The organism is Pseudoxanthobacter sp. M-2, from assembly GCF_046156265.1.
Taxonomy (GTDB): domain Bacteria; phylum Pseudomonadota; class Alphaproteobacteria; order Rhizobiales; family Segnochrobactraceae; genus CAMDHY01.
The window spans coordinates 472,613-488,233 of record NZ_JAWDIR010000022.1 but is presented as its reverse complement, the minus strand read 5'-3'; the positions used below and the strand labels follow the sequence as shown (position 1 = coordinate 488,233).

General features: G+C 71.6%; 9 protein-coding genes. 6 read left to right on the top strand and 3 right to left on the bottom strand.

The features are described 5' to 3' along the window. Window positions 1–58: 58 nt before the first annotated feature. The gene (locus RUR49_RS13900; protein WP_409146972.1) at window positions 59–4,717 is read right to left on the bottom strand and encodes a glycosyltransferase; all 4,659 of its coding nucleotides are present in this window, start codon (window positions 4,715–4,717) and stop codon (window positions 59–61) included. A gap of 198 nt (window positions 4,718–4,915) precedes the next feature. Between RUR49_RS13900 and otsB the strand changes: the two genes are divergently transcribed. The 3 genes from otsB to otsA all read left to right on the top strand — a co-directional run bounded on the left by otsB (window position 4,916) and on the right by otsA (window position 9,084). After that, on the top strand, window positions 4,916–5,641 hold the full coding sequence (gene otsB / locus RUR49_RS13895) for a trehalose-phosphatase (protein WP_409146971.1): 726 nt from the start codon (window positions 4,916–4,918) through the stop codon (window positions 5,639–5,641). Window positions 5,642–5,683: 42 nt separating this feature from the next. Further along, window positions 5,684–7,531, top strand: a complete 1,848-nt coding sequence (locus RUR49_RS13890; protein WP_409146970.1) for a glycoside hydrolase family 15 protein — start codon at window positions 5,684–5,686, stop codon at window positions 7,529–7,531. Between the two features lie 152 nt (window positions 7,532–7,683). Next, window positions 7,684–9,084, top strand: coding sequence for an alpha,alpha-trehalose-phosphate synthase (UDP-forming) (otsA, locus tag RUR49_RS13885; protein ID WP_409146969.1), 1,401 nt, complete (start codon window positions 7,684–7,686; stop codon window positions 9,082–9,084). Between the two features lie 39 nt (window positions 9,085–9,123). Here the strand turns inward: otsA and RUR49_RS13880 are convergent, their stop codons facing one another. Continuing rightward, a complete protein-coding gene (locus tag RUR49_RS13880) occupies window positions 9,124–9,855 on the bottom strand; it encodes a carbonic anhydrase (RefSeq protein WP_409146968.1) in 732 nt (243 codons plus the stop codon). A 251-nt stretch (window positions 9,856–10,106) separates the two neighbouring features. Between RUR49_RS13880 and RUR49_RS13875 the strand changes: the two genes are divergently transcribed. Then, a complete protein-coding gene (locus RUR49_RS13875; RefSeq protein ID WP_409146967.1) occupies window positions 10,107–13,037 on the top strand; it encodes a calcium-binding protein in 2,931 nt (976 codons plus the stop codon). Window positions 13,038–13,436: 399 nt separating this feature from the next. Continuing rightward, complete coding sequence (locus tag RUR49_RS13870; RefSeq protein ID WP_409146966.1) at window positions 13,437–14,093, top strand: hypothetical protein; 657 nt, start codon at window positions 13,437–13,439, stop codon at window positions 14,091–14,093. 85 nt (window positions 14,094–14,178) lie between these two features. On the opposite strand, the gene RUR49_RS13865 is transcribed toward RUR49_RS13870, so the two are convergent. After that, window positions 14,179–14,670 (bottom strand): TspO/MBR family protein, encoded by a 492-nt coding sequence (locus tag RUR49_RS13865; protein ID WP_409146965.1) that lies wholly within the window; start codon window positions 14,668–14,670, stop codon window positions 14,179–14,181. A 176-nt stretch (window positions 14,671–14,846) separates the two neighbouring features. Between RUR49_RS13865 and RUR49_RS13860 the strand changes: the two genes are divergently transcribed. After that, window positions 14,847–15,614 carry a DUF3750 domain-containing protein gene (locus tag RUR49_RS13860; RefSeq protein WP_409146964.1) on the top strand — a complete coding sequence of 256 codons (768 nt, stop codon included), beginning with the start codon at window positions 14,847–14,849 and terminating at the stop codon, window positions 15,612–15,614. Window positions 15,615–15,621: the final 7 nt, after the last annotated feature.

The window sequence follows — 15,621 nt, the reverse complement described above, 5'->3', positions numbered from 1 at the left end:
CGGGGACATGGTGGACACTTCTGGCACGGGCGGGGGCCGCCCGATCCGCCGCCCGGGTTCAGCCGCCGGCCTTCACCCACAGGGTGACGGGGCTGTGGTGTGTCTGGAGGGCGTTGGAGGGGGCGTTCGGGGCGGCCTGGGGTGGGGCGTGGGGGGCGAGGCCGGCGGCGGTGGCTTCGGCGGGGTCGAGCGGCGGCTGCGTTGTGTCGTGGAGGAGGATGGGGGCGCCGGGGGCGGCGAGGCGGGCGAGTTCGGCGAGAACGGCGGCGTCGGCCCGCGAGGGGCCTCCGGCGTGGCCCGGCGCGGCACTGCGGGCGCCGTCGGCGGTGCGGGCGTCCAGGGCGAGGATGAGCTGTCGGCTGCCGTCGGCGAGCGGCAGGCGGCGGCCGGTGGCGAGCGCCTCGCGGAGCTCTTCGGCGGTCATCTGCGGGCCCTGGAAGGCGCGGGCGCAGATCTCGGCGAGCTTCGTGCCGGCGCCGACAACAAGCGCCGGCAGGCGCCGGTTCAGCCACGGCGAGGCGGCGAGCACGGCGTAGACCGCGCGATCGGCGGGCGAGGACCCGCAGCCCGGGCAGCGGGCTCGGAAGGGGGCGGCGTGACCGGTGGTGATGGCGGCGGCGCGGCCGCTCGCCTGCGCCTCACGGGTGCCTGCGGCGGGGGCGGTGCCGTGCCCGCGGCCGCCGTTGAGTTCGCCACCGTGCCCGTGTCCACTGTGCCCCGCCCCCTCGGCGAGGAACGCCGGTCCGGTCCAGCCGCAGAGGTTGCAGTGGCGGGCGTGGCCTTGCGCGATGGCGTCGAGCGCCGGCAGGTCGGCGAGCGTCGGCGGGTGGGCGGCGAGCACGCGCTCGTCGATGCGCTCCATCAGGCCGGGGCGCGTCTTGCGGTAGAGCGACAGGATGCCGGGCACCTCGGCGAGCTTCCACCCCTCACTCTCGGCGAAGTAGCTGAACTCGACGTCGGTGTAGTCGTGCGCGACGGCGTCGCTGAAGCCGCCGATGGCGTCGACCATCGCCCGCCGGATTGCGAACAGCCCGCCCTGCACGTGCTCGAACGGCCGGTCGGGGTTCTCAGCCGCGAAGGCCTGGTTGCGGAACTTGTCGAACAGCCGGACGCCGGTCGGATAGTCCTTGCCGGTCATGTAGGTCGGGGCATGGCAGAGCGTGCCGGCGAGGCCCACGCCTTCGTCCTCGGCGAGCGCGTGCACGAACGGCAGCTCCCAGCCCGGCGCGAGCGCAAAGCCCTCCTTGCCGCAGACGTAGATCACCACGTCCGACGACCCCTCGGCCATCGCCCGGTTGGTGCCGGGGCCGACGAAGGCGTTCTCGTCGTTCAGCACCAGCGTCATCGACGGCCGGCGCTGCTGCTCGGCCACCAGGATGCGCCGCGTCTCGTCGCCGCTGAGGTTGTCCACCACGATCAGGTGGAACGGGCTCGCGGTGAAGCGGTAGAGCCTGTCGATCACCTCGACGAGCTCGGCCGGGTTGTTCCAGGCGACGATGACGAGGTCGACGCCGCGGTTCTCCCAGGTGCGGGTCAAGACCCGCATCAGCCGGTCGATGCGGTAGCGCTCCGACACCGTGGCGATGCCCGCCCGCCCCATCGCCGCCACCTGCGTGGGGGCAAGGCCGAAGTACCCCAGGATGGCTTCTGCCAGCGCTTCGGGCTCGGCCGCCGGCACGGTGACGCCGGTGATGCCGTCGACGACGAGCTCGCCGAGGCCGCCGACGGTGGTGGCGAGCACGGGCAGCCCGGCGGCCATCGCCTCCAGCACGACTGTCGGGATGCCGTCCATGTCGCCGTCCGCCGCCCGCACCGACGGGCAGGCGAACAGGTCGGCGTCGCGTAAGACTTCCACCAGCGCGTCACGGCCCTTCACCGGGCCGGCGAGCCGGACGTTGGTGAGCGGCCCGTCCCCAGTCCCCTGGGCGATCAGCGCCGCGAAGCGCTCCTCGAGTTCGCCGTAGCCGTAGAGGTCGAGGGTGATGCCGGCCGCCGCCGCCTCGCCGGACGCGGCCCGCCGCTCGAGTAGCGCCATCGCCGCGATCAGCGGCTCGAGGCCCTTCTTCTCGGTGAAGCGATGCACCGCGACGATGCGCTTCGTCGCCACCGCCCGGCCTTCCCGCCGTGCGCCGGCATAGGCGTCGACGTCGACCCCGTTCGGGTTGATCGCGAGCTTGCCCTCCGGCACGCCGCGCTGGGCGAGGTACTCCCGGTGGAAGCGCGCCGGCACGAACACCTTGCGGCACAGGGCCGAGCGGCCGATCTCGCCGACCCGGTTCCGGGCGTCGTTCTCGTGGCGGAAGATGTCCTGGGAATGGGCGATGAAGGTGAACGGCACCTGCGCGATCTCGCAGGCCGGCCACACCATGTCGGTCACCGTCGGATAGGTGAAGTGGGCGTGCACGGCCGTCCGGCCCGTCGCCACCAGCCGCTCGGCGAAGGCGTCCGGCGTCGCCACCCGCTCCCATTCTACGGGGAAGTCCGGCACAAAATCCTTGTGCGGGCTCTGCCGGCACCAGACCTTCACGTCATAGCCGGCTTCCACAAGATACCGGAGCTCGTTCAGCACGAACGTCTCCGACGGCACCGGGAAGTGCCAGAGGAAGTAGGCGATCCGGGGGGGCTCGCTGCGCGAGCCGGCAGTCGGCAAAGGCGCGCCTTGCGCGCCGGCAGTCGGCAGTGGGCAGTCGGCAGTCGGGGACCCGGGCTCGGGGCTCGCGGCAGGGGCCGACCCGGCCGCAGGGGGGACGTCGGACGCGGGGGGGACGTCGGACGCGGGGGGGACGTCGGACCTTGCGCCACCGGTCGCCGGGACACCGCCGGGGCGGGTCCGCGCGGGCAGCACCACCGCGCCTTCGCCGGCCTGCGGCAGCGGCACGGCGAGCGCCTCCGCCGTGATCGCCGGCGCCACCGCCTGTGCGCCGAGGCGGGGCGAACGGCCGGAGCCGAAGCCACCGTCGGAGAGACCGTTGGCGAGGCCGCCGCTCGGGCCGCCGCCAGGCCCGCCGCTACCACCACCGCCGCCGTGCGGCGGTGTCGCCAGGATCTCCCGGTAGGCCGCCTCCATCGCCGCCCGGTAGGCCGGCTTGTCGTAGCGCGCCGTCACCGACGCCCGACCCGCCTCGCCCATCGCCGCGATCAGCGACCGGTCCGCCAGCAGCGCCTTGACCGCCGCGACCGCCGCCTCCGCCTCGCCATAGGGCACCAGGAAGCCCGTCACGCCGTCCTCGACCAGCTCCGGCAGCGCCCCCCAGCGGTAGGCGATCACCGGACGCCGCGCCGCCATCGCCTCCGCCACCGTGCGCCCGAAGCTCTCGGCGAAGCGCGACAGGTTGAGCACCACCTGCACGCCCGCAAGTGCCTCCGCCGGGCCCTCGGCATAGCCCGCGAACGTGATCGACGCCGGCACCTCGCCCGCCGCCTGGCCGGCCTTCAGCGCCTTCACCGTCTCCGTCTCCGGACCGACCACGACGAACGCCGCGTCCGAAAGCCCCGCCGCCGCGCAAGCCCGCGCCAGCCGGACGAGGTCCTCGAGACCCTTCTTGGCGACGTTCGACGAGATCAGCCCGAACCGCACCGGACCGGTCGCCGCGACCGGGTTCGCCATGTCCAGCGCCGAAGCGTCCACCGCGTTCGCCACCACCACAACACGACGACCGTCCGGACCAACCGCCGCAACAACCGCCGGGGCGGAGGACGTGCCGTCCGGGGAGGATGTGTCTGCCGCAGATGTGTCGGAGAAGGATGCGAGCGAGGCCGCCGCCACAGGGCCCTCGCCGCCGGCTGCGGCCACACCTTCGACCACCGCCCCCGGCCCGAGCGCCGCCGCGTAGGCCGACGCACACGCCGCCGAGTTCGCGATCACCACGTCCGACCGCGACCACACCGCCGCGACGATCTCCTCCGCCGACAGCCCGATCCGCTCGCAGAGCGCCGGGTCGTGCACGAGGATCTCGCGGGCGTGCACCACCCCCCGCACCCCCGCCCGCCGCGCCGCCACCAGAGGCTCCAGCAGCGTCACCGTGTTGACGTGCACGACCGATGCCCGGTAGCGCGCGATCAGGCCCGAAAACGCCTCGACGATGCGCTCCGACGGTGCCGCGCCGCCGCGCCACCACACATAGGGGAACACCACGACCTTCGACGATCGTTCCCGGACGGCGGCCGTGTACTCCGCCTCCTCGCGCGGAAGCACCGCGACGATGTTGAGGCCCACACCGGCCAGACCTTCCAGCATGTCGAGGAACGACCGCTCCCCGCCGAACCGCTCGCGACCGACGACGTGGGCGACGACGAGGACGGTGCCGGTGAGCGGATCGAAGGGCAGCGCGCCCGCGTGCTCGCGCACTGAGACGCCGAGGCTGCGGCTCGCGAGCCCCTCGACGGGAAAGGCGCGGCGCTCCTCCTGGCGGCCGTGCTGGAGGAAATGGATGAGCGGGTTGACCCCGACGTCGCCGACGTCGGGATAGGCGGCGAGGTAGCGGCGCGTCGAGAAGGCGGCGCTCGGATCGCGGCCCTCCCGCCAGCCGACCGCGAGGAAGTGCTCGATCGGGTCTAGGGCTGGGTCGACGTCCGGATTGGCCAGCCGGTAGTAGTCCGCGTCGAAATGGGCGGCGACGAGGAAATAGTGGCGCGGAAACAGCCGGCGCATCACCCACGCCCGCAGCCGCCGGCGCAGCGGGCCGGCGAGGCGGGGCGGGGTGGCGGTGTCGGTCATGGACGTCTCCGGTCGGCCGCCGTCGGCGGCACCGCCCCGGCCGGGAGGCCGCCGGTGACGGGCGGCGGCGACGACGGCGGCGCTCCGGGTTAAACGCCGCGACGGCGGCAGGCAAGGCCAGCCAACATCGCCCCCCGTTATAGCCTCACGGGCGCGCCGGGGTGGCCATCGCGGCCGAGGCGGTTATAACGGGCGGTGATGCAGGTTCCTCCCCTCGCTCCGACGGTGGCGCTGTTCCTCGATTTCGACGGCACGCTCGTCGACATCGCCGCCCGGCCGGAAGCCGTCCGGGTCGATGCCGCCCTGCCGGCCCGGCTCGCGGCGGCCCGCGACAGGCTGGGAGGCGCGCTGGCCGTCGTCAGCGGCCGGCCGATCGCCGACATCGACGCCATGCTGTCGCCGCTGAGGCTCACCGCCGCCGGCGTGCACGGCCTCGAGGTGCGCGCCGATCCGGCCGCACCGGTGATCGTCGCCGCTGCGGCGACAGGGGCGCTGGCGGCCGTTCGCGAGGCGCTCGCCGCGGCCGGCCTGCCGGGGGCGGGTGTGCGCATCGAGGATAAGCGGCTGGCGCTCGCCGTCCACTACCGCGACGCGCCGGGGCGGGGCGAGGAGGTCCGCGCGCTGATGGTGGCGGTGACCTCAGCCCACCCCGCCCTGCACCTCGTCACCGGCAAGATGGTGGTCGAGGTGAAGCCGCGCGGCACCGACAAGGGCACGGCGCTGGTGAACTTTCTCGCCCGTCCGCCGTTCCTGCACCGCGTGCCGGTGATGATCGGCGACGACGTGACCGACGAGGACGCCTTCCGCGCCGCGCTCGCGGCAGGGGGACGCGCAATCAAGGTCGGACCCGGCGACAGCCTCGCGCCGGAGCGTCTCGCCGACGTCGCCGCCGTGCACGCACTGGTCGCCACGCTGGCCGGCTGACGGCATGCGCCGTCGGCGGGCTTTCTTGCTTCGCGAGGGGGAATGACAGACATCATCCGATCCGCCGGCCCGGACACCGCTGGCCAGTCTCCCGCACGCCCGTCGCTGGCGCAGTCGTCGCTCGCCATGGGCCTCGTCGGCAACTGCTCCGTCGCGGCCCTGGTCGATCTCAACGGGCGCGTCGTCTGGTGGTGCCTGCCGCGTCTCGACGGCGACCCCGTCTTCCACGCCCTGCTCGGGTCGCCCGAGGACGATCCGCACGACGGCGCCTTCGCCATCGAGCTCGAGGGCCAGGTCTCCGCCGAACAGACCTATCTGGAAAACACCGCCATCCTGCGCACCCGGCTGACCGCGGCCGATGGTGCGTCGATCGAGATCGTCGATCACGCGCCGCGCTACGAGCGGCTCGGCCGCATGTTCCGGCCGGCGATGCTGGTGCGGCAGGTCCGCCCGCTCTCTGGCGCCCCCCGCATCCGCGTGCGCCTGCGCCCGCGCTTCGAGTGGGGGCAGACACGGCCGCAGATCACCACCGGCTCGAACCACGTCCGCTACACCGCCGACGCCATCACGGTGCGCCTGTCGACGGACGCGCCGATCCCCTACGTGATGGCCGAGACACCCTTCCATCTCGAGAAGACGCTGTCCTTCATCCTCGGCCCCGACGAGACGCTCTCCGACCGGCCGTTCGTGGTGGCGCGGACGCTGATCGAGGAGACGCAGCATTACTGGCGCCAGTGGTCGCGCCGTCTCGCGGTTCCGCTCGACTATCAGGACGCCGTGATCCGCGCGGCGATCACCCTGAAGCTCTGCACGGTGGAGGAGACTGGTGCGATCGTCGCCGCCGTCACCACCTCGCTGCCGGAGGCGGCCGGCTCGGGCCGCAACTGGGACTACCGCTACTGCTGGCTGCGCGACGCCTTCTTCGTCGTGCGGGCACTGAACGCGCTGTCGTCGGTCGAGACGATGGAGCTCTATCTCGGCTACCTGAACGAGATCGTCACGCTGACGGCCGGTGGCCACGTGCAGCCGGTGTGGGGCGTGTCGCTCGAGCGCGACCTCGTCGAGCGCACGGCCTCTCTGCCCGGCTATCGCGGCATGGGGCCGGTGCGCGTCGGCAACCAGGCCTACGAGCACTTCCAGCACGACGTCTACGGCAACATCATCCTGGGCGCCGCCCAGGCCTTCTTCGACCGCCGGCTGCTCCGGCCACTCGGCGTCGAGGACTTCCCGCGCTTCGCGGCGATCGGCGAACGCGCCTTCGCCGTCCACGCCGAGCCGGACGCCGGCATGTGGGAGCTCAGGACCCGCTCCCGGGTGCACACCTCGTCGAGCCTGATGTCGTGGGCCGCCCTCGATCGGCTGGCCAAGATCGCCCGCCACGTCGGTCTCGACGCGACGAAGTGGCAGACGCGCGCCGACCAGGTGCGCGCCACCATCCTCGAGCGCTCGTGGAACGACAAGATCGGCGCCTTCGCCGAGAGCTTCGAGGGCAAGGACCTCGACGCCAGCCTGCTTCTGATGGCGGAGATCGGCATCATCGATCCGCGCGACCCGCGTTTCGTCTCGACCGTCGACGCGATCGCCCGCGAGCTGAAGCGCGGCCATCACATGTACCGCTACGCCGCCGCCGACGATTTCGGCGTGCCGCACACCGCCTTCACCGTCTGCACCTTCTGGTACATCGATGCGCTCGCCCGCATGGGGCGCACCGACGAGGCGCGCGAGCACTACGACACGCTGATCGCCTGTCGCAACCACGTCGGCCTTTTGTCGGAGGACGTCGATCCAACGTCCGGCGAACTCTGGGGAAACTTCCCGCAGACCTACTCGATGGTCGGCATCATCAACGGCGCCATGCGCCTCAGCCGCGGCTGGGAGCAGGCGATATGACCGTGGCCGACGGGTCGGTCGGGCCGGCGAAGAGCGCGGGGAAGCCGCGAGCGAAGCCCCCCGCGACCACGAAGCCCCCCGCGACCGCCGAGGCTCCCTCGGTGTCGGTCGCCAGGGTCCCTTCGAACACGAAGGCTCCCGCAGGCACGAAGATGGCCGCAACGGCCAAGGCCCATGGCGGGCGGCTGATCGTCGTCTCGAACCGCGTCGGCCCTCTGAAGGACACCGGCCGCGCCGGAGGCCTTGCCGTCGCCCTCGTCGACACGCTGAGGCGCACCGGCGGGCTGTGGTTCGGCTGGTCTGGCGATGTCTCCGAGCAGGGCACGTTCGGGCCGCTGAAGTCCGAGCACAGCCGCAACGTCCGCCTCGCCACCCTCGACCTCTCGCAGAACGACCATGACGAGTACTACGCCGGCTTCGCCAACCGAATGCTCTGGCCGCTTCTGCACTACCGGCTCGACATTGCCGACTTCGACCGCCGCTCGGAGGACGGCTACCGCCGCGTCAACGAGCGCTTCGCCGCCCGCCTCGCGCCGATGGTGGAGCCGGGTGACACGCTGTGGGTGCACGACTACCACTTCTTCCGCCTGGCCGAGGGACTGCGCGCCGCCGGGCTGCAGAATCCGATCGGCTTCTTCCTGCACGTGCCGTTCCCCGGCCCGGACATTCTGGCGGCGCTGCCGCATCACAACGACCTGCTGAGAGCGATGCTCGCCTACGACCTCCTCGGCTTCCAGACCGAGCGCGACCGCGACAACTTCGTGCGCTGCGCCGTCGAGGAGGTGGGCGCCCGCAACCTCGGCGACGGCGTTCTGGAGCTCGAGGGCCGGCGGACGCGGGTCGGCGCCTTCCCGATCGGCATCGATGCCGATTCGTTCGCCGAATATGCCGTGTCGCCGGAGGCGCGCATCAACCGCAAGCGCATGGAGAAGGCTCTGGTCGGCCGCCGCCAGATCATCGGCGTCGACCGCATCGACTATTCGAAGGGACTGAACGAGCGCTTCCGTGCCTTCGAGCGCCTGCTCGTCGATTTCCCCGAGCACCGCTCGACGGTGAGCCTCCTGCAGATCGCGCCGCCGTCGCGCGGCGAGCTCGAGGCCTACAGCGACATGCGCCGCCAGCTCGAGCGCGTCGCCGGCCACGTCAACGGCCGCTTCGCCGATATCGACTGGACGCCGATTCGCTTTCTCACGCGGGGGATGCCGCGGCGGGCGCTGGCCGGCCTCTACCGATCGAGCCGCGTCGGGCTGGTGACGCCGCTGCGCGACGGCATGAACCTCGTCGCCAAGGAGTACATCGCCGCCCAGGACCCGGAGGATCCCGGCGTGCTGGTGCTGTCGCGCTTCGCCGGTGCGGCCGAGCAGCTGAAGGAAGCGCTGATCGTCAACCCCTACTCGACGGTCGGGGTCGCCGAGACGCTGCACAAGGCTCTCGCGATGCCGCTCGATGAGCGCCAGCACCGCTGGCGCGTCCTGTTCGAGCGCATCCGGGAACACGATGCGCATGCCTTCGCCAGCAGCTTCCTGGACGCACTGGCGAAGGCTCAAGACTGAGGCTGCCCCTGCGGGGGGCGGCCGCGAGCGTCGCCAGGATCAGGCGAGCAGCGAAATCTTGCCGGTGGCGAGCTCGTACATGCCGCCCACGACCTTCAGCTTGCCCTCGCTGATCCGCTCGGCGAGCATGTCCGACGTCGTCAGACGGGCGACGCCATCGCGGACGTTCTGCAACGTCGCGGCGGCCATCAGGTCGCTCGGGTTGTCCTTCATCGCCGTCTCGACCGCCGGGGTGATCTGGCCGATCAGGCCCGGCAGACTGCCCGGCAGTTCCGTGTTGTCCTTCACGACGCCGATTGCAGCGGAGATGGCGCCGCAGGCGGTGTGGCCGAGGACCATGATCAGCCGGGAGCCGAGCACAGCCGAACCGAACTGCAGGCTCGCGACGGCGTCGTCGTTGGCGACGTTGCCGGCGACGCGCACGACGAACAGCTCACCCGGGCCCTGGTCGAAGGCGAGTTCCGGAGCGACGCGTGAATCGGCGCAGCTCAGGATGCTGGCGAACGGGAACTGTGCCTCGGCGCGGGCCGCGCGCCCGGCTGCGAAGTCCTCCATCTTGCTGGAGCCGGCGACATAGCGGCCATTGCCGTCGACCAGACGCTGCAGGGCCTCGTCCGGGGGGATCTCGTTCGGCGCCTGTGCATAGGCGGCCGGCGCGAAAGGCAGGTTGGCCGTGAGGAGGCCTCCGGCAGCGACGGCGGCTGCGGTTCCGGTGAGGAAGCCGCGGCGGGACGGTGCGTGGTGAAGCCAGGATCCACAAACATTGCACATGGGGGTGATTTCCCTTTCGCATTTTCGCCGGTCCCGTCGTCCGACGCGCCGGCGACTGCCGCAACGGCGATGAAAGACTAACGGCTTTTCGAACTAACGGGCTCAAGAATTTGTGTGATTCGAGTGCAGGGGTTGCGCGACGCCTGCGCCGGCGCTTCACCTCTGCGTGCGTGACGCGCGCGGTACTAGCGACTAGTGTCGCAGTTCGGTAGACGATCCCCGGGGCCGTCGCTCGGGCGAGGAGACGTCGCATGGCCGATTGGATCGGGACGGACCGGGACGACAAGCGTTCGGGCACCAAGTTCGACGACCGCATGAAGGGGCTGAAGGGCGACGACACGCTTCGCGGCCTCGACGGCGACGACCTGCTGATCGGCAACGAAGGCAACGACATCCTCGACGGCGGCGACGGCGAGGACACGCTGTGCGGCAACGAGGGCGCGGACACGCTCTACGGCGGCGGCGATGACGATCAGGTACTCGGTTTCGAGGGCAACGACGTCCTCGACGGCGGCTATGGCGACGACACCGTCGACGGCGGCGACGGCAACGATTCCCTCTCCGGCGGCGAAGGCGACGATCTGCTCGACGGTGGCAAGGGGCGCGACCGACTGGACGGCGGCGCCGGCCGCGACACTCTCGACGGTGGCGCCGGCCGGGACTCGCTGTCGGGTGGCGACGGCAACGACAGCCTCGACGGCGGCAAGGGAGACGATGTCCTCGACGGCGGCAGTGGCAAGGACACGCTCGACGGCGGCGACGGCCGGGACTCCCTGTCGGGCGGCGACGGCAACGACAGCCTCGACGGCGGCAAGGGAGACGATGTCCTCGACGGCGGCAGTGGCAAGGACACGCTCGACGGCGGCGACGGCAACGACCGTCTCAGCGGCTATACCGGCAACGACGTCCTCGAGGGGGGCAAGGGCGACGACACCCTCGATGGTGGCGAGGGCGACGACACGCTGACCGGCGGCCAGGGTCGCGACCTGTTCGTCGCCTCCGGCGGTACCGACATCATTCGCGACTTCACCACGTCGGGCAAGAACGCCGACATCATCGACGTCTCCGCCTTCTTCTCCTCGCTGCAGGAGATGGAGAGCCAGTCCGTCACCTGGCTCGTCGACGGCCAGACGATCACCTGGGTGATCATCGAGGCAAACGACAGCGGCCGGCCGACGCAGTCGCTGCGTATCCTCGACTACGACCTCTTCGAGGACGAGAACGCCGCCGATCATTTCCTGTTCGGCGACGCACCCAGCGGCGGGCGTGCGGCGCACGACCTCGGCCGGGCGGGCGATCTGATGCCGCCGGCGGCCCTGCCGTTCCCGATCCGCATCGATCTGTCCGAGCGCGACGACGTGTTTGTCGGCACCGAGTTCGCCGACCGCGTGCGCGGGCTCGGCGGCGACGACCAGCTGAGCGGCCGCGGCGGCGACGACCAGCTCTCCGGCGGCAGTGGCCACGACACTCTGCGCGGGCTCGGTGGCGACGATCGTCTGACGGGCGACGCCGGTGACGACCGCCTCGAGGGGGGCGACGGCAACGACCGCATGGATGGCGGCAGTGGCAACGACCGCGCTTCGGGCGATGCCGGTGACGATCGCCTAGAGGGCGGGTCCGGCGACGACACCCTCAATGGCGGACTGGACGACGACAGCCTCGACGGCGGCGCCGGCAACGACGACCTGCACGGCGACGACGGCAACGATCGCCTCGTCGGCGGCGATGGCGACGACAGCCTTTCGGGTGGCGGCGGCGACGATCACCTGCGCGGCGGCAACGGCAACGACGAGCTTGCCGGCGGCGGCGGGGCCGACAAGGTCTTCGGCTTCCTCGGCGACGACACGCTGAACGGCGGCGGTGGCGATGACACGCTTCAGGGCGATGCCGGCAACGATCTGATCGACGGCGGCAAGGGCAACGACAGGCTCGATGGCGGGGTCTGCAGCGATACGCTGTCGGGCGGCGACGGCATCGACATCCTCATCGGAGGCATCGGCAACGACGTCCTCGATGGTGGTGCCGACGACGACCTCCTCGACGGCGGTGCCGACAAGGACCGCCTCTCAGGCGGTGACGGCGACGACGCAGTGTTCGGCGGCGACGGCCGCGACCGCCTTTCGGGTGACGCCGGTGACGACGTCCTCGTGGGTGGGGGCGGCAACGATACCATCTTCGGCGGCGACGGCGACGACCTCATCGACGGCGATTCCGACACATCGTCGAATGGCGGACGCGGCCGGGGTCGCGCCGCGAGCGAGCCCGGTGACGACCGCCTTTCGGGGGGCGCGGGCAACGACATCATCGAGGGTCGCGGCGGCGACGATACGCTGGCCGGCGGCGCCGGCGACGACGACCTCTTCGGCGGTGACGGCAACGATGTGATCGCCGGGGGTAGTGGCGCGGACTTTCTGTGTGGCGAGGACGGCGACGATTTGCTGTCGGGTGGTGCCGGTGCGGACATCATCTGCGGCGATCTCGGCAACGACACGCTGCTCGGCAATGCCGGTGCCGACGTGCTCGAGGGCGACGACGGCAACGATCTGCTGGAGGGCGGCGGTGGAGCCGATACGCTCGCCGGCGACGGCGGTGACGACACCATCAAAGGTGGCGACGGCGATGACTACATCGACGGCGATTCGGACGATCCGCCATCGGGCGGCGACGCCCTCTACGCCGGCCGGCGGGGCGACGGCCCGGTCGAGTACGTGCCAGGCGACGACAAGCTCTCAGGTGGCGACGGCAACGACACGCTCGCCGGCGGCGAGGGCATGGATACCCTGTCGGGCGGCACCGGTGCGGACTACCTCATCGGCGGCGCCGACGACGACGTCCTCAGCGGCAATGCCGGGGACGACGTCATCGACGGCGGGGCCGGCGACGACGTGATCACCGGTGGCAACGGGGTCGACGATCTCTACGGCGGTATCGGCGACGACATCTTCGTCATTAAGGGAACGGGTCCGGATTACATCAACGATTTCCTGAGTAGCGACGATTCCGACCAGATCGACATGGGTGCCTACTTCAAGTCGTTCGAGCAGATGGTCGAGATTGCGGAGATCGTCGTTGTCGGAGAAAGCTACACGACGGAAATCTACCTGGATGACGAACTGCTCGTCAGCATCTTTGCCTATGATTTCTACGAGGACAGCAACGTCGAGAGTCGCTTCCTGTTCTGACGGGGAAACGGTGCGCCGCGGGTGGCGGCTCGGTCCCGCCGCGGCACCGTCACACCGTGGTCGTGATCGTGCGGGACCATCTCGTCGATAGACCGAATCGCGCGCAAGCAGCGGCGGCGATCAACTGCTGAGTGGGCGCTGCAGCAGGAACATCCGCGGGCCGATGCGGAATTTGTGCTTGGCTCTGCTTTCCGGAACCGCTATGCCCTGTCGTGTGTTTCCCCGGAAGGCGTGCTTCGCCATCGGTCGCACCGCGGGTGCGGGCGTTCCGACGCCGATGCGCCGATGCCGGTGTGCGGCGCCGGCGTCCAGGCCTGGCGGGGAACGCCGCCGATCCGGAACATTCGATCCCGCACACTTCGACCCCAACACACATAGAAGAGCCTTTCGAGAGGACTCATGAAGCGACAAGCGCGGCCGTTCGTGGTCGAGACAAAGCGGAGCCGCAAGGCACCGACAAACCTGTGGGCCTCGACCCCGTTGCTGCAGCAGGAACTGGCCGCCGCCTCGGAGCCTGAGCCGCAAGCCGATGCGATCTTCACCGAGCGGCTGAAGGAGCGTGTCGCGGAACCCGTGCGCCGCATCCTGCAAAGCCTGCTCGTCGAGGCGCCGTCGCCGGTGATCGAGGCGCTCGAGAGCGAGGAGGCCCGGGAGGCCGAGGCGCAGCAGCGCCGCGCCGAGCGCACCGACGACGCGGGGGGCGGCGCAGCCCCCTCTCGCCGCGGTCGTCCGCGCCGCGCTGCCGCGCCGGTGGAGGCCGAGCCCGCCGGGGCCGTCTCCCCGCCGGCGGCCAAGGCGCCCCGGGAGGTGGAGGCCCGGTCCCGCAAGCAGGCCGGACTGCGGGCGCCGAAAGCCGAAGCAGCGGTGGTCCGTGTGACGCCCCCAGCGTCGCAGACCCCGTCGGAGCCGGTCGTGCCGTCCACGAAGGTGGCCGGTGAGACGGACGGAACGGCCGGCCAGCGCACGGGTCGCGCCCGCGTCGCGCGCAATCCGGTGGCGGCCGCACTGCTGCCCGGAGAGCGCTGGAAGCGTCGCCTGCCGCAGCGGCTCTGGTAGAAGCGCCCGCGCCGCTTGATGGCCGCCCGCAGCCGCGGGCGGCGAACCGAGCGCCGTCTGCGGGACCGCCGGGTGGTCCCTCCGCTTAGGCCCGAACGTCGACGCCGCGCGCCGGATTGCGGCGCAGGATGGCGAGGTTGAGCAAGCCGGCGAACGTCACCCAGCAGAGATAGGGGACGAGCAGCCAGGCCGCGCCCGCGTGGATCGGGTGGAAGGCGGCGATGGTCGCGGCGATCGACAGCCACAAAAGCACGAGTTCGCCGAGCGCAAGGTCGATGCGCCGCAGGCCGAAGAAGATCGCCGACCAGGCCGCATTGAGCAGCAGCTGCACGCCGTAGATGGCGAGCGCCAGCCCGGCGCCCGCGAAGCCGGCCTCGCGCCAGACGAGCCAGCCCGAGACCGCGATCGTCACGTAGAGCACCGCCCACGCCGGCCCGAAGAGCCAGTTCGGCGGCCGCCACGGCGGCTTCGCCAGGCGCTCGTACCAGTCGCCCGGGCGGAAGAAGCCGCCGCTCGTCGCCACCACGAAGTTGGCGAGGACGAAACCCGCGAGCCCGAGACCAGTCTGCCAGTCCATGCGTCCTCCGTGGGCCGCCGCCGCGGCACCTGCCGCCCCTACCTTAGCCCCGATCCGCTGCGCTGCAACGCGAAGCGGTCGCCGGTGGTTTCGACGATCACCCAAGGCATGAGCCGACAGCGGGCGGCGGCGACGCGATTTCGCCGCGATCACCGGCTTTCTGCACGGCGATGTCGATGATCCTGAAGGCCCTCGCGGGCGCCCTCGTCCTGCTCGTCGCCGCGCCCGTTGCGGTGTCCGCGGCGCTCTACGCCTTCGGTGACGGGCCGGCCGACTGGCGTGCCGCCGATCGCTCGAGCGCCGGGCTGCTGCCGCCGGCGGAGGCCAAGCCCGAGGCGGTGGTGCGGGTGTTCGCCGCCCGCACCGTGCGCTGGCGCGGCATCTTCGCCGTCCACAGCTGGATCGTCGTCAAGGACGCCGGGGCGGACGCCTACGAGCGCTGGGACTACACCGCCTGGGGCGAGCCGATCCGCCGCAACGGCTTCGTCGCCGACGGTCGCTGGTTCGGCCAGACGCCGGAGCTCGTCTTCGCCGCCGACGGGCCGGCGGCCGAGCGGTTGATCCCACAGATCCGCGCCGCCATCGACGGCTATGCCCACCGCACGCTCGGCGACTACCGCGCCTGGCCGGGGCCGAACTCCAACACCTTCGTCGCCGCGGTTCTCGACGCCGTGCCCGAGATCGAGGCGACGCTGCCGCCGACGGCGATCGGCAAGGACTTCCCCCACGACGGCCGCTGGCTAGTGCCGGCGGCGGGCGGCACCGGGGCGAAGCTCCGCCTCGGCGGCTATGCCGGCCTCAATGTCGGCTGGCTGGAGGGCATCGAGATCGTCGTGCTCGGCAGCGTCGTCGGCCTCGACCTGCGCCGGCCCGCCCTGAAGCTGCCCGGCCTCGGCCGCATCGGCCTCAGCGCCACCGCCTTCGCCGCCGACGCTCGAAACTGAGGCCCGG

Excerpts from the sequence above, each read along its gene's own strand:
- RUR49_RS13865 (WP_409146965.1), bottom strand. The coding sequence starts at position 14,670 with ATGGACTGGCAGACTGGTCTCGGGCTCGCGGGTTTCGTCCTCGCCAAC.
- RUR49_RS13870 (WP_409146966.1), top strand. The coding sequence starts at position 13,437 with ATGAAGCGACAAGCGCGGCCGTTCGTGGTCGAGACAAAGCGGAGCCGC.
- otsA (WP_409146969.1), top strand. The coding sequence starts at position 7,684 with ATGGCCGCAACGGCCAAGGCCCATGGCGGGCGGCTGATCGTCGTCTCG.
- otsB (WP_409146971.1), top strand. The coding sequence starts at position 4,916 with ATGCAGGTTCCTCCCCTCGCTCCGACGGTGGCGCTGTTCCTCGATTTC.
- RUR49_RS13900 (WP_409146972.1), bottom strand. The coding sequence starts at position 4,717 with ATGACCGACACCGCCACCCCGCCCCGCCTCGCCGGCCCGCTGCGCCGG.
- RUR49_RS13890 (WP_409146970.1), top strand. The coding sequence starts at position 5,684 with ATGACAGACATCATCCGATCCGCCGGCCCGGACACCGCTGGCCAGTCT.
- RUR49_RS13860 (WP_409146964.1), top strand. The coding sequence starts at position 14,847 with ATGATCCTGAAGGCCCTCGCGGGCGCCCTCGTCCTGCTCGTCGCCGCG.
- RUR49_RS13880 (WP_409146968.1), bottom strand. The coding sequence starts at position 9,855 with ATGTGCAATGTTTGTGGATCCTGGCTTCACCACGCACCGTCCCGCCGC.
- RUR49_RS13875 (WP_409146967.1), top strand. The coding sequence starts at position 10,107 with ATGGCCGATTGGATCGGGACGGACCGGGACGACAAGCGTTCGGGCACC.